The sequence below is a fragment of the Pseudomonas sp. 4CAES_32.4 genome, from assembly GCF_058136335.1.
The window spans coordinates 1,188,313-1,201,086 of the sequence record NZ_CM176882.1; the positions used below are offsets into that span (position 1 = coordinate 1,188,313).

The 12,774-nt window shown below is 58.9% G+C and carries 12 protein-coding genes; 4 read left to right on the top strand and 8 right to left on the bottom strand.

Annotated features, from left to right (window positions below; genetic code table 11):
- Nucleotides 1-68 precede the first annotated feature (68 nt).
- Complete coding sequence (locus tag AC3Y64_RS05210; protein ID WP_489986672.1) at nt 69-1,175, top strand: NADH:flavin oxidoreductase/NADH oxidase; 1,107 nt, start codon at nt 69-71, stop codon at nt 1,173-1,175.
- A 202-nt stretch (nt 1,176-1,377) separates the two neighbouring features.
- Here the strand turns inward: AC3Y64_RS05210 and AC3Y64_RS05215 are convergent, their stop codons facing one another.
- Nucleotides 1,378-3,006, bottom strand: coding sequence for a glucan biosynthesis protein D (locus tag AC3Y64_RS05215; RefSeq protein WP_158955876.1), 1,629 nt, complete (start codon nt 3,004-3,006; stop codon nt 1,378-1,380).
- 403 nt (nt 3,007-3,409) lie between these two features.
- Here AC3Y64_RS05215 and AC3Y64_RS05220 point away from each other — a divergent pair, with 403 nt between their 5' ends.
- Complete coding sequence (locus AC3Y64_RS05220; RefSeq protein WP_053117475.1) at nt 3,410-3,595, top strand: hypothetical protein; 186 nt, start codon at nt 3,410-3,412, stop codon at nt 3,593-3,595.
- Nucleotides 3,596-3,650: 55 nt separating this feature from the next.
- On the opposite strand, the gene AC3Y64_RS05225 is transcribed toward AC3Y64_RS05220, so the two are convergent.
- Nucleotides 3,651-4,157: a BRO-N domain-containing protein gene (locus tag AC3Y64_RS05225; protein ID WP_489986673.1), complete on the bottom strand. Its 507-nt coding sequence runs from the start codon at nt 4,155-4,157 to the stop codon at nt 3,651-3,653.
- Nucleotides 4,158-4,576: 419 nt separating this feature from the next.
- On the opposite strand from AC3Y64_RS05225, the gene AC3Y64_RS05230 reads away from it, so the two are divergent.
- Nucleotides 4,577-4,822, top strand: coding sequence for an AbrB/MazE/SpoVT family DNA-binding domain-containing protein (locus AC3Y64_RS05230; protein WP_082341390.1), 246 nt, complete (start codon nt 4,577-4,579; stop codon nt 4,820-4,822).
- The gene (locus AC3Y64_RS05235; RefSeq protein ID WP_489986674.1) at nt 4,822-5,223 is read left to right on the top strand and encodes a type II toxin-antitoxin system VapC family toxin; all 402 of its coding nucleotides are present in this window, start codon (nt 4,822-4,824) and stop codon (nt 5,221-5,223) included. The genes AC3Y64_RS05230 and AC3Y64_RS05235 overlap by 1 nt, the downstream gene beginning before the upstream one ends.
- A gap of 75 nt (nt 5,224-5,298) precedes the next feature.
- On the opposite strand, the gene AC3Y64_RS05240 is transcribed toward AC3Y64_RS05235, so the two are convergent.
- The 6 genes from AC3Y64_RS05240 to ydcS all read right to left on the bottom strand — a co-directional run bounded on the left by AC3Y64_RS05240 (nt 5,299) and on the right by ydcS (nt 12,736).
- Nucleotides 5,299-6,783, bottom strand: a complete 1,485-nt coding sequence (locus tag AC3Y64_RS05240) for an APC family permease (RefSeq protein ID WP_489986675.1) — start codon at nt 6,781-6,783, stop codon at nt 5,299-5,301.
- A 219-nt stretch (nt 6,784-7,002) separates the two neighbouring features.
- Entirely contained in the window at nt 7,003-8,427 is a 1,425-nt protein-coding gene (locus AC3Y64_RS05245) for a gamma-aminobutyraldehyde dehydrogenase (protein ID WP_489986676.1), read from the bottom strand.
- Nucleotides 8,428-8,586: 159 nt separating this feature from the next.
- Nucleotides 8,587-9,396, bottom strand: coding sequence for an ABC transporter permease (locus AC3Y64_RS05250; protein ID WP_108227054.1), 810 nt, complete (start codon nt 9,394-9,396; stop codon nt 8,587-8,589).
- Complete coding sequence (locus AC3Y64_RS05255; RefSeq protein ID WP_489987924.1) at nt 9,386-10,306, bottom strand: ABC transporter permease; 921 nt, start codon at nt 10,304-10,306, stop codon at nt 9,386-9,388. Before AC3Y64_RS05255 ends, AC3Y64_RS05250 begins: the two co-directional genes overlap by 11 nt.
- Before the next feature lie 16 nt (nt 10,307-10,322).
- Complete coding sequence (locus tag AC3Y64_RS05260) at nt 10,323-11,360, bottom strand: ABC transporter ATP-binding protein (RefSeq protein ID WP_489986677.1); 1,038 nt, start codon at nt 11,358-11,360, stop codon at nt 10,323-10,325.
- Nucleotides 11,361-11,584: 224 nt separating this feature from the next.
- Nucleotides 11,585-12,736 (bottom strand): putative ABC transporter substrate-binding protein YdcS, encoded by a 1,152-nt coding sequence (ydcS, locus tag AC3Y64_RS05265; RefSeq protein WP_463572619.1) that lies wholly within the window; start codon nt 12,734-12,736, stop codon nt 11,585-11,587.
- Between the last annotated feature and the right edge of the window lie 38 nt (nt 12,737-12,774).

A 12,774-nucleotide genomic window follows, 5' to 3' on the forward strand; every position in this document is an offset into this window, starting at 1 on the left:
TTTTCCTGTCACTCGTCGACTATTCAAACAGAACCCTGGAGCCTGCCCACTGATTTGAGAGGTGCCCCATGAGTCTGCTGCTTGAACCCTTCACCCTTCGCCAACTGACCCTGCCCAACCGCATCGCCGTGTCGCCGATGTGCCAGTACTCCAGCGTCGACGGCCTGGCCAACGACTGGCATCTGGTGCACCTCGGCAGCCGCGCGGTGGGTGGCGCAGGCTTGGTTTTCACCGAAGCGACGGCAGTCACCGCCGACGGGCGAATTACCGCCGAAGACCTTGGCCTGTGGAACGACGAACAAATTGAGCCGCTGCAACGCATCACCCGTTTCATTACCTCCCAAGGCGCGGTCGCCGGCATTCAACTGGCCCACGCCGGGCGCAAGGCCAGCACCCATCGGCCGTGGCTCGGCAAGCATGGCAGCGTCAAACCCGATGACGGCGGCTGGACACCGGTCGGGCCCTCGCCCATTGCCTTTGACCCGCAACACACGCAACCGAAACAGCTCGATGAGGGGCAGATCGCCGACGTCATTCAGGCCTTTGTCGATGCCGCCAAACGTGCGCTGAAGGCGGGTTTCAGTGTGGTTGAGGTGCACGCGGCGCATGGTTATCTGCTGCATCAGTTTCTCTCGCCGCTGAGCAATCAGCGCCGGGATCAGTACGGTGGTTCGTTTGAAAACCGCATTCGTCTGGTGCTGCAAGTGACTGAAGCGGTGCGGGCGGTGTGGCCGGAGGAACTGCCGGTGTTTGTTCGCGTGTCGGCCACTGACTGGGTTGAAGACGGCTGGAACCCGGATGAAACCGTGGAGCTGGCGCGCCGTCTGCATACCCTTGGCGCCGATCTGATCGACGTATCTTCGGGCGGAACCGCCGCCAACGCCGAGATTCCGGTGGGGCCGGGTTATCAGACGCGCTTCGCCGAACGCGTGCGCAAAGAGTCAGGCATCGCCACTGGCACGGTGGGAATGATTACCGAACCGGCACAGGCCGAGCACATTCTGCGCACCTGTCAGGCCGACATCATTTTCCTCGCCCGCGAGCTGCTGCGTGATCCGTACTGGCCGCTGCATGCCGACGATGATCTGGGTGGGCGCCAAGCGGTGTGGCCGGCGCAGTATCAACGCGCGACGCATCGAGATCAGCCGATTCATGAGTCTGATTTGCGTGATTGATTAAGTAGCGACGAAGCAAAAAGCCCCGGGCAGTGATGGCCGGGGCTTTGTTTTGTCTGATGGTTTTTTGTTGAAATGCTGCCGTCATCGCTGGCAAGCCAGCTCCCACAATGGTTGGCGTTGAATACGGGTTTTGTGTATCGCACCGAACCTGTGGGAGCTGGCTTGCCAGCGATGAGGCCCGTCCAGGCGCCTCAATCCCTCAAGGGTATTTACGCTTATCCGGCGCCGGCGGGAAGTACTGGTACAACCAGGTCTCGCTCAACGTGCGATCGTTGGTGCGGATAAACAACCGCAGCTCCACCGGCTCGACGCTGTCGCTGGTCGGGTACCAGTCAAACAGAATCCGGTAACCCTTGATGTCATCCAGCACCAATACGCTGAAGTCCTGCACCTTGCCGTGAGAGCACGTCACCACTGGCTCGATCCCGGTGCCTTGCGGCAGTCGATCCAGACCGCCACCCGTGAAGTCCACGGCAAAACGACGTGCCCACACCGGCGGGTAATGCTCGCCCGGTGCCCAGCCTTCGACGAAACCGCCCATGCCGGAACGAGTCGCCTGCACCCGCGCCAGTGGCGTGCTCACCGGCGGCAATGCGCTCCAGTAAAGCTTGTAGCCATAGTTCAGCGAGTCACCGGCAGCCACCGGTTTTTTCGGCGTCCAGAACGCCACGATGTTGTCGAGGGTCTCGCCGGTGGTCGGGATTTCCAGCAGATCGATAGAGCCTTCGCCCCACGCGGTCGTCGGTTCTACCCACAGGCTCGGGCGCTTGCTGTACCAGTCCACAGTGTCCTGATAGTTGGCGAATTCATGGTCGGTCTGAACCAGACCGAAGCCCTTCGGATTGGTATCGGCAAACGCATTGAACTGCAGCGTCGCCGGATTGTTCAGCGGACGGCAGATCCACTCACCGTTGCCGCGCCACATGGCCAGGCGATCCGAGTCGTGGATTTGCGGATGAATGGTGTCGCACATGCGCCGTTCGTGGTTGCCGCAGCTGAACATGCTGGTCATCGGCGAGATGCCCAGTTGTTCGATGGCGGTGCGTGCATTGATGTGCGCGTCGATCTCCATCACCACGCGCTCGGCCTGGCAATCGATGTCGAAGCGGTAAGCGCCGGTGGCACTCGGCGAGTCGAGCAGGGCGTAGACCACAAAACGCGTGGCGTTCTGATCCGGGGTCTCGAACCAGAACTTGGTGAAATCAGGGAATTCTTCGCGTTTCTTGGCGTAAGTGTCGATCGCCAGGCCGCGAGCGGAGAGGCCATATTGGCCAGTCGCATCCACCGCGCGGAAATAACTGGCACCGAGAAACGACACCACGTCATGGCGATCCAGTTCTGGCGCCTTGAACAGCTTGAAGCCGGCAAAACCCAGGTCGCCCTTGAGCTGCTGGGTGTCGACCGACGTGTTCTCGTAATTGAACAGCGTCGGGCGGAAATGCACCTCGCGCGCGGTGCGGGTCTTCGGGTCGACGCTGTACATGCGCACCGGCTGACGGAAACCCATGCCGACGTGGAAGAACTGCACGTCGAGCTGGCCCTTGTTCTCCTTCCACAACGAATGATCGCCGTCGTAGCGGATCGCATTGAAGTTCTGCGGGGTCATGGTAGCCAGCGTTGGCGGCAGCACCTGTTTAGTGTCCTGATAGGCACTGCCAGCGAGCTGCTTGGCCTGGCGCTTCAGCGCTTCGAAATCGAAGGCCTGCGCCTCGCCATCCGCAGCGCCGCCACTGGCCGCCCACGCGCGGGTCGCCAGCAGGCCGGTGGCCGAAAGACCGGTGTAAGCCGCAATGGCCATGGACGCTTTGAGCAAATTCCTGCGGTGCATAAATACAACCTGTCGTGTGCAATCCCGCGCCGTTCCTGGCACGTGCTGGATCAGAAATAACGGTTCGGACAAGCCTTCGGCCAAACGCAACGGACTATAAACAGATGCCCGCTAGCTTAAACCGTTCGCTCGCAATGCAAAATTCGTTGATTCGGTGCGACAGGGTGTCAATGAAACAAGACATGTCGGTTAAAAATCTGACAGGACCTTCTGATTTACACGGCATATCTGCTTTTCTCGACTAATTACTCTAAAAACCCCTTTTCAGCGCCGAATAAATTTCTATTCTATGGGCATGACCGGCGCGACCCATTTGGCCGGCAGGGCACAAGGCGCTGCTGTAAGGGGCAGGGCGATGTGGTGTTTAGGCAATTCTTTGCGGTACTAGAGAAGGACATCGTCCATGGCAAAAATACAAGGCATTACCGACATGTTGGGCATCTTTCCTTGCTTGGGCAGCGGGCGCAGAAGGCGTCGGCTGAACTCGGAGGAGTTGAAGCTGGTGGAGCGTTATCGCGAGCTTTCGGAGAGTGACCGGATTGCGATGCGGTATCTGGTGGATGCGATGCGGAGTGTTTCGCGGTTTTAAGAGAAGATAAAAAGGGGCGGACTGAGAAGTCCGCCCCTTTTTCATGGAATCAGCTTCACGTTCCCAGTACGGGGTACGGCCGCTGGCTGTGCATCAACTCCGGCACATCCCGCCATTTGACCCACGCCTGCTGTTGCCAGTGCAGCAGCGGCACGGTGACGCCTGCCCAATGCATCGAACTCAGGCTCGGGTGGTTTTCCATTGGGCTTGAATAAGTTTCACGCAGCATCGGGATGACTTCATGGCTCAACCATTGGCGCAGGTGTCGGTTTTCCGGGACGAAGTGATGGACGAGCAGGGCGAACAGGCCGGACTCGCTGACCATCGCGCAATCGACGATTTCGCCATCCTTGCGCAGGAGGACATTGCGACGCTGGTCGGGATCGAGTTTCAGGGTGAGGCGTTCGTTCAGGGGGTAACCCATCAAGCGACCGAGATCTTGCACGCAGAACCAGGCTTCGTGGTCTTGCATGAAGGCGTGGAGGAAGCGGTTGTGGCGGGTGAAGATGGTGGGGGTGAAGAAAGCGGAGCTTTCAGAAGGAATTTGTACGCAGTTAGGCATTTGTCGACTCCAATATTGAGAATAGAGCCGCCACTCACATGAGTGCGGTCACGCCGTGTTGATATTTATTCCGGCTCCGACACCGGGCCGCTGATTTCGCCGCCGAGAGAAAGCCTATCGGCTAGCCACCTACTACGCCAAGTCGGCTCTGTCGATACCTGCTGTAGGAAAGCGGGCTTGTCTCTGAAGGCAGTATCTGTAGGAAATGCCTGATTTTGCAGTGTCAGCAGCAACCGACCGCCCAAGCCGTAGTTTTTCCTTTATCTATTCGGATCCACGGAATGAACTGCATGAGTGCCATCAGGGCTAAGAGGTCGAGGACTGCAATCCGGTAAAAATAATCCTGCGATAAGCGGCGGTTGCAGATATCTCGATCAAGTAATACGTTGTTCCATTGAGTAATACTTTAGGGGTATGACATGTCGACGACCATGACCAGCAAGGGGCAAGTTACAATCCCCAAGCCAATTCGTGATGCTTTGCATCTTACGCCGGGCTCGGCCATTGAGTTCAGCGTCAATGATCATGGCGAAGTAGTTCTGCATAGTGCTAAGCGCGAATCGGGAAAAGCGCGAGCTCCTGATCGATTTGATGCCGTAAGGGGCAAAGCCGATATCAAATGGCGAACCGATGATTTAATGGCATTGCTCCGAGGGGATGATTGATGGTGCTGGTCGATACGAATGTGTTGATTGATGTGCTCGAAGACGATCCGGTCTGGGCCGATTGGTCGATTCAGCAACTTCGTGCTCAATCACTGATCCATCAGTTAGCCATCAACCCGATAGTTTATGCAGAGCTATCACAGACATTTTCGACGTTTGAGACATTGGACGGAGTAGTGAGTCAACTGGGATTGGTCATGCAGGACATTCCTAGACCCGCACTGTTTTTAGCTGGTAAGGCCTTCGTGAAGTATCGGAAGGTTGGCGGTGGAAAGCATAATGTTCTGGCGGATTTTTTCATCGGAGCACATGCGGCCGTAAAAAAATTACCCTTGTTGACGAGGGACTCCAAGCGTTACCGCAATTATTTCCCTTCAGTCGAATTGATAACGCCGTCCTGAGCTTATGGATTGCTACACGACGAGCGGTCTCGCAAATCGCCCCGATAAGAATGAACCTACCGGGGCGATTCTGCTTTAGCGACTCACCTTCCACGCATCCCCAGCCGGGGCTTTACCATGGTCATACGGCTTGCCAATCCACATATAAACCAGCCCCAAGCCAATCACGATCGCGGTGCTCAACACCATCGCATAGTTCACATACCACGCCGCATCCGGCGTACGTGGCCAGGCCATGTTGATGATTGCGCCAACGCCATACACCAGCGCGCCGATGTTCACCGGCCAGCCCCATGCGCCGAGGGTGAATTTGCCGCTCGGTTTCCAGCCTTTGCTGCGGGCGTACAGCGCGGCCAGGACGATCATCTGGAACGCGAGGTAGATGCCGATGGCGGCGAAGCTGACGATGGTGGCGACGGCGTCTTGCAGGAAGAAGCCGAGGGCGATGATCAGGGCCGGCAGGACGCCAGACACGAACAGTGCGGCAACCGGTACTTGGGTGGTAGGAGAAATCTTTTTCAGCAGTCGGCTGCCGATGACCATTTCGTCGCGAGCGTAGGAGTACAGCAGACGGCTCGCCGCGGCCTGTAGGCTGATGACGCAGGAGATGAAGGAAATCATTACCACGCCCATCACTACTTTCGAGCCGACCGGGCCGAAGGCGTTGTTGAGGATGGTGGTGACCGGGTCTTTGTCGGTGCCGTTGATAACGGCTTGCATGTCCGGCACGGCGAGGATCAGCGCCAGGCAGGCGAACATCGCCGCGATGCCGCCGATGTAAATGGTCATGCGCATGGCCACCGGAATTTTTGCGCTCGGGTTCGGGGTTTCTTCGGCGACGTCGCCGCAGGCCTCGAAGCCGTAGTAGAGGAACATCCCTGCCAATGAAGCGGTGAGGAACGCCGGCAGGTACGAGCCGTCGACGCTGATGTCGAAGGTGTTGAACAGCACGCTGAGCGGTTGATGGCGTTCGAATACCAGCAGGTAGACGCCGACGATCACCGCGCCAACCAGTTCGCAAAGGAAGCCGAACATGGCGATGCGCGCCAGCACTTTGGTGCCGCTGAGGTTGACCAGTGTGGCGAACAGGGTCAGTACCAGGGCGATGACGATGTTGGTGTTGTTGCTCGGATCAAAACCGAGCATGGCGGCCAGGTACGGGCCAGCGCCGACCGCAACGGCAGCGATGGTGACGCAAAGGGCGATGGAGTAGATCCAGCCGACCATCCATGCCCATTTTTTACCGACCAATCGGCGTGCCCAAGGGTAAACGCCGCCGGAAATCGGGAATTGTGAAACCACCTCGCCGAAGATCAGGCACACCAGCAACTGGCCGCAACCGACCAGCAAGTAGGCCCAGAACATCGGTGGGCCGCCAGCGGCGAGGCACAGGCCGAAAAGGGTATAAACCCCTACAACCGGTGACAGATAAGTGAAGCCTAAAGCGAAGTTTTCCCACAGGCTCATGCTGCGGTTGAAGTTCGAGGTGTAGCCCAGTTTGCGCAGTTGTTCGGCATCGCTGTCGGCAACGGCTGTGGCGAGATCGGGTGAGGAACTCATGTGTGTTTGCTCCGTGAAATCGGCAGATTTCGGATGGCCGAGGCCGTGGCGGGGCCATGCAGGCGCCGCCCGGTTCGGTAGTTATTGTTTTGGGATCCTGGTGGTGCGTAGTGCCGGTTTCCTTCCTGAAACCGAGGTGACGCCATCGCCAGCAGGGCTGGCTCCCACAGGGAAATGCATTCCAAAAAATGTGGGAATCAGCCCTGCTGGCAATGCCTTTTAGTGCTTGAACATCACATGCCGAACCGTGGTGTAGTCCTCCAGCCCATACATGGACATGTCCTTCCCGTAGCCGGACAATTTCTGACCGCCATGGGGCATTTCGCTGACGAGCATGAAGTGCGTGTTGACCCAGGTGCAGCCGTACTGCAAACGCGCTGACATGCGGTGCGCGCGTCCTACATCGGCGGTCCACACCGAGGACGCGAGGCCGTAGTCGGAATCGTTGGCCCACTCCAGCGCCTGCGCTTCATCGGTGAATTTGGTCACCGAAACCACCGGGCCAAACACTTCGCGGCGAACGATCTCGTCGTCCTGCTGCGCATCGGCCAGAACGGTTGGTTCAAAGAAGAAACCATTGCCATCAACAGCCTTGCCGCCAGTGATCAAACGAATGTGCGGCTGCGCCACAGCACGCTCGACAAACCCGGCAACACGGTCGCGATGTTGTGCGGTGATCAACGGCCCCAGCTCGGTCGACGGATCATCCTGCAAGCCGTACTTGATACTGCTGACCGCCGCGCCGAGCTTCTCGACGAACTTGTCGTAGATGCCTTGCTGCGCATAGATCCGGCACGCGGCAGTGCAATCCTGCCCAGCGTTGTAGAAACCAAACGTGCGAATGCCTTCCACCGCCGCCTCGATATCGGCGTCGTCGAAGATGATCACCGGCGCCTTGCCGCCGAGTTCCATGTGCATGCGTTTAACGCTGTCGGCAGTGCTGGAAATGATGTTGGCGCCCGTGGCGATGGAGCCCGTCAGCGAGACCATGCGCACTTTCGGATGCGTGACCAACGGGCTGCCCACGGTAGGCCCACGACCAAACACCAGATTGAGTACACCGGCCGGGAAGATTTCCGACGCCAGTTCGGCCAGTCGTAACGCGGTCAGCGGGGTTTGCTCCGACGGCTTGAGCACCACGGTATTACCCGCAGCCAGCGCCGGGGCGATTTTCCAGGCGACCATCATCAGCGGGTAGTTCCACGGCGCGATGGAGGCGATGACGCCAACCGGGTCGCGGCGGATCATCGAGGTGTGGCCGGGCAGGTATTCGCCACCGGCCGAACCGCTCATGCAACGGCTGGCACCGGCGAAGAAACGGAACACGTCGGCAATCGCCGGGATCTCGTCGTTGAGCGCGGCGCTGTAGGGTTTGCCGCAGTTGTCGGATTCCAGTTTGGCCAGCTCTTCGCCGTGGGCTTCGATGGCGTCGGCGAGTTTGAGCAGCAGCAGCGAGCGGTCTTTCGGCGCGGTTTGCGACCACTCGGCGAAGGCATTGTCGGCGGCGCGCACGGCGGCATCGACCTGGGCTTCAGTGGCTTCGTTGATCTCTACCAGGACTTCGCCAAGTGAAGGGTTGAGCACCGCTTGCGCCGGGCCTTCGCCGTTGACCAGTTGCCCGTTGATCAAGAGTTTGGTTTGCATGTCTGTTGTCCTCACTAACACTTTATTGTTCTGCCGAAACCGAACCCCTGTAGGAGCTGCCGAAGGCTGCGATCTTTTGATGTTGCTTTGAAGATCAAACTCAAAAGATCGCAGCCTTCGGCAGCTCCTACACGGGATTCGGTTAGTTCGGTTATTCGGTTATTTACCGCCGCTGCCGGCGACACTTTCGCCGCCGCGCGTCAGGTAATACGCGCCAAGGATCGGCAGCATCGTCACCATCATCACCAGCATCGCGACGACGTTGGTCACCGGCACATCCCGTGGCCGGCTCAGTTGATTGAGCAGCCACAACGGCAACGTGCGTTCATGCCCGGCGGTGAACGTGGTGACGATGATTTCGTCGAACGACAGCGCAAACGCCAACATGCCGCCAGCCAGTAATGCCGAGCCGAGGTTCGGCAGGATGATGTAACGGAAGGTCTGCCAGCCATCGGCACCGAGGTCCATCGAGGCCTCAATCAAACTGTGCGAAGTACGGCGCAGGCGGGCGATGACGTTGTTGTAGACGATCACCACGCAGAAGGTCGCGTGGCCGACGATGATGGTGAACATCCCCGGCTCGATCCCCAAGGTCTTGAACGTCGCCAGCAACGCTATCCCGGTGATGATCCCCGGCAATGCAATCGGCAGAATCAGCATCAGCGAAATGCCCTGTTTGCCGAAGAAATCCCGGCGATACAGTGCTGCCGAAGCCAAGGTGCCGAGCACCATCGCAATCAACGTGGCGATGGCTGCGATCTGCAATGAAAGCTTGATCGACTCCAGAACATCCGGCCGCGAAAACGCAACGCTGAACCAGTGCAACGTGAAGCCCTTCGGCGGAAAACTGAACGCGGCTTCTTCGGTGTTGAAGGCGTAAAGGAAGATGATCAGGATCGGGAAGTGCAGAAACACCAATCCGCCCCAGGCTGCGATTTTCAACCCAATTGAAGCCCTTTCAGAGCGCATCGAAGGCCCCCAGTCGTTTGACGATGGACAGGTAAACCGCGATCAATACAATCGGCACCAGCGTGAACGCTGCCGCCATCGGCATGTTGCCGATCGCACCCTGCTGCGCGTACACCATGCTGCCGACGAAGTACCCCGGCGGCCCGACCAATTGCGGCACGATGAAGTCGCCCAGGGTCAGCGAAAACGTGAAGATCGAACCAGCGGCAATGCCCGGAATCGATAGCGGCAAAATCACCTGCATAAAGGTCTGACGCGGCTTGGCGCCAAGGTCGGCGGAGGCTTGCAGCAGTGACGGCGGCAAGCGCTCCAGCGACGCCTGAATCGGCAAGATCATGAACGGCAGCCAGATATAAACGAACACCATGAATCGCCCAAGATGCGAGGTCGACAAGGTGCTGCCACCGACGCCGGGAATCCCCAGAATGAACTGCAACACCGGCTCCAGTCCCAGGTGCTGCACGAACCACTGCGCCACGCCGCCCTTGGCCAGCAGCAACGTCCACGCATAGGCCTTGACGATGTAACTGGCCCACATCGGCATCATCACCGCGATGTAGAAAAACGCCTTGGTTTTACCGGTGGTGTAGCGCGCCATGTAGTAGGCAATCGGGAACGCGATGATGGCGCTGGCGATCGACACGACGATGGCCATGCTCAGCGTGCGCAGGATGATGTCGAAGTTCGACGGCTGAAACAGCGCGGCAAAATTGGCCAGGGTCAGGTCAGGGGTGACCGCCATGGTGAAGTCGTCGAAGGTGTAGAACCCTTGCCACAACAGCACCAGCAACGAGCCGAGATAGATTGCGCCAAACCACAGCAGCGGCGGCACCAGCAGCATCGACAGATATAGATTCGGCTTGCGGTAGAGCAGATTGGAAAACCTGCGCAACGGCGGCGATGCAGTCATCGCGAGCGTGCTCATGTCACACCCCGCTCGCCACGGTGTCGTGCAGCGGAATCATCGCTTCCCGCGCCCAACGCGCGCTCAGGCGCTGGCCGGTCTGGTGTTGCGCGCTGCTGTCGATCCACTGATTGTTGGCGTGGCTGATGCTCAGGGTCAGGCCGTTTTCCAGCTTCAATTCATAACGCGTGGCGCTGCCTTGATACTGGATATCGTGAAGCAGGCCGCTGACTTCGATCTCGTGGCTGGCCAGAGGACCTTCGGCAAACCGCACGTGTTCCGGGCGGATTGAAAACGGCTGCGGATGGCCACTGATTTGGCGGGCCAGATCGCCACGAATCACGTTCGAGGTGCCGACGAATTCGGCGACAAACGTGGTGGTCGGTTTCATGTACAGATTGCGCGGGGTGTCGACTTGTTCGATGCGGCCCTTGTTGAACACTGCGACGCGATCGGACATCGACAACGCTTCGGTTTGATCGTGGGTGACGAAGATGAAAGTGATGCCGAGCTGACGTTGCAGCTTTTTCAGTTCGCTTTGCATTTGTTCGCGCAGTTTCAGATCGAGCGCGCCCAACGGCTCGTCGAGCAACAGCACGCGCGGACGATTGACCAGGGCACGGGCGAGGGCCACACGCTGACGCTGACCGCCGGACAACTGCACCGGTTTACGCGCGCCGTAACCGCCGAGGGCGACCATATCCAAGGCTTCCTCGGCGCGTTTATGCCGCTCGGTTTTGCCGACGCCTTTGACCTTCAAACCGTAAGCGACGTTGTCGAGGACGTTCATGTGCGGGAACAGTGCGTAATCCTGAAACACCGTGTTGACGTCGCGTTGATACGGCGGCAAACCGGCCGCTTCGGCGCCGTGAATGCGGATCGAGCCGGCGCTCGGTTGTTCGAACCCGGCGATCAGGCGCAGGCAGGTGGTTTTGCCCGAGCCGGAAGGGCCGAGCATGGAAAAGAACTCGCCGTCCTCGATATCGATGGAAACCCGGTCAACGGCTTTCACTTCGCCGAACTGCCGGGAAACGTTGGTGAACTGGACTGCAAGCGTCATGGTGCGGTGCTCCGGTAAAGCGGGCTTTCAAAAAAAGTCGTGTGTGCGTCGAAAAGATCGCAGCCTGCGGCAGCTCCTACAGGAGAGCGGTGCAATTGATCGTTCCCACGCTCTGCGTGGGAATGCAGCCTGTGACGCTCTGCGTCACCTCATGCGAATGGACGCGGAGCGTCCGGTGATGCATTCCCACGCAGAGTGTGGGAACGATCGGCATCGAGTGAAGACTAGCGGCCGCCCATGATCGCGATGTAGTCCTGAGTCCAGCGGCTATACGGCACAAACTTGCCGCCCTCAGCCTGCGGGGTTTTCCAGAAGGCGATCTTGTCGAACTGGTCGAAACCGTTGGTCTTGCAACCTTCAGCGCCGAGCAATTCGCTCTCCTTGCACGCCGCCGGAACCGCCGGCAACGAGCCAAACCACGCCGCCACATCACCCTGGACTTTCGGTTTCAGCGACCAGTCCATCCACTTGTACGCGCAGTTCGGGTGCTTGGCCTCGGCGTGCAACATGGTGGTATCAGCCCAGCCCGTAGCGCCTTCTTTCGGAATGGTCGAAGCAATCGGCTGCTTCTCGTTCATCAGGCCATTGACCTGATACGGCCACGCGCTCGACGCGACCACGCCTTCGTTTTTGAAGTCGCTCATCTGCACCGTGGTGTCATGCCAGTAGCGGTGGATCAACGGCTGCTGCGCGCGCAGCAGGTCGAGCACGGCTTTGTATTGATCTTCGGTGAGTTGGTACGGGTCTTTGATGCCCAGTTCAGGCTTGGTCGATTTCAGATACAGCGCCGCATCGGCGATGTAGATCGGGCCGTCATAGGCCTGCACGCGGCCCTTGTTCGCTTTGCCGTCGGGCAGATCCTGGGCGGCGAACACCACGTTCCAACTGGTCGGCGCGGTTTTGAACACGTTGGTGTTGTACATCAACACGTTCGGGCCCCACTGGTACGGGGTGCCGTAAGTCTGCTGGTTGACCACGTACCACGGCGCGTCTTTCAGGCGCGGGTCGAGGGTGTTCCAGTTCGGAATCAACGCGGTGTTGATCGGTTGCACACGCTTGCCGACGATCAACCGCAGCGAGGCATCGCCCGACGCGGTAACCAGGTCGTAACCGCCCTTGGCCATCAGGCTGACCATTTCGTCGGAGGTTGCAGCGGTCTTCACATTGACCTTGCAGCCGGTTTCCTTTTCGAAACCGGTGACCCAGTCGTAAGCCTTGTCGCTCTCGCCACGTTCGATGTAGCCCGGCCACGCAACGATATCCAGCTGACCCTCGCCAGCGCCGACAGCCTTCAGCGGCTCGGCAGCTTGCAGGCTGGCACTGGCCAGCAGGGCTGTGGTGATTGCACTGAGCAGTGCGGTCTTGTGCACGAACATGGTTGAACCCTCTTCTTTAAATTATGGTCGGGGCAGTT

What these genes read in the sequence shown, in the direction of transcription:
- AC3Y64_RS05225 (WP_489986673.1), bottom strand. Translation starts at nt 4,157, where the DNA reads ATGCCTAACTGCGTACAAATTCCTTCTGAAAGCTCCGCTTTCTTCACC.
- AC3Y64_RS05215 (WP_158955876.1), bottom strand. Translation starts at nt 3,006, where the DNA reads ATGCACCGCAGGAATTTGCTCAAAGCGTCCATGGCCATTGCGGCTTAC.
- AC3Y64_RS05230 (WP_082341390.1), top strand. Translation starts at nt 4,577, where the DNA reads ATGTCGACGACCATGACCAGCAAGGGGCAAGTTACAATCCCCAAGCCA.
- AC3Y64_RS05240 (WP_489986675.1), bottom strand. Translation starts at nt 6,783, where the DNA reads ATGAGTTCCTCACCCGATCTCGCCACAGCCGTTGCCGACAGCGATGCC.
- AC3Y64_RS05235 (WP_489986674.1), top strand. Translation starts at nt 4,822, where the DNA reads ATGGTGCTGGTCGATACGAATGTGTTGATTGATGTGCTCGAAGACGAT.
- ydcS (WP_463572619.1), bottom strand. Translation starts at nt 12,736, where the DNA reads ATGTTCGTGCACAAGACCGCACTGCTCAGTGCAATCACCACAGCCCTG.
- AC3Y64_RS05210 (WP_489986672.1), top strand. Translation starts at nt 69, where the DNA reads ATGAGTCTGCTGCTTGAACCCTTCACCCTTCGCCAACTGACCCTGCCC.
- AC3Y64_RS05260 (WP_489986677.1), bottom strand. Translation starts at nt 11,360, where the DNA reads ATGACGCTTGCAGTCCAGTTCACCAACGTTTCCCGGCAGTTCGGCGAA.
- AC3Y64_RS05250 (WP_108227054.1), bottom strand. Translation starts at nt 9,396, where the DNA reads ATGCGCTCTGAAAGGGCTTCAATTGGGTTGAAAATCGCAGCCTGGGGC.
- AC3Y64_RS05245 (WP_489986676.1), bottom strand. Translation starts at nt 8,427, where the DNA reads ATGCAAACCAAACTCTTGATCAACGGGCAACTGGTCAACGGCGAAGGC.
- AC3Y64_RS05255 (WP_489987924.1), bottom strand. Translation starts at nt 10,306, where the DNA reads ATGACTGCATCGCCGCCGTTGCGCAGGTTTTCCAATCTGCTCTACCGC.
- AC3Y64_RS05220 (WP_053117475.1), top strand. Translation starts at nt 3,410, where the DNA reads ATGGCAAAAATACAAGGCATTACCGACATGTTGGGCATCTTTCCTTGC.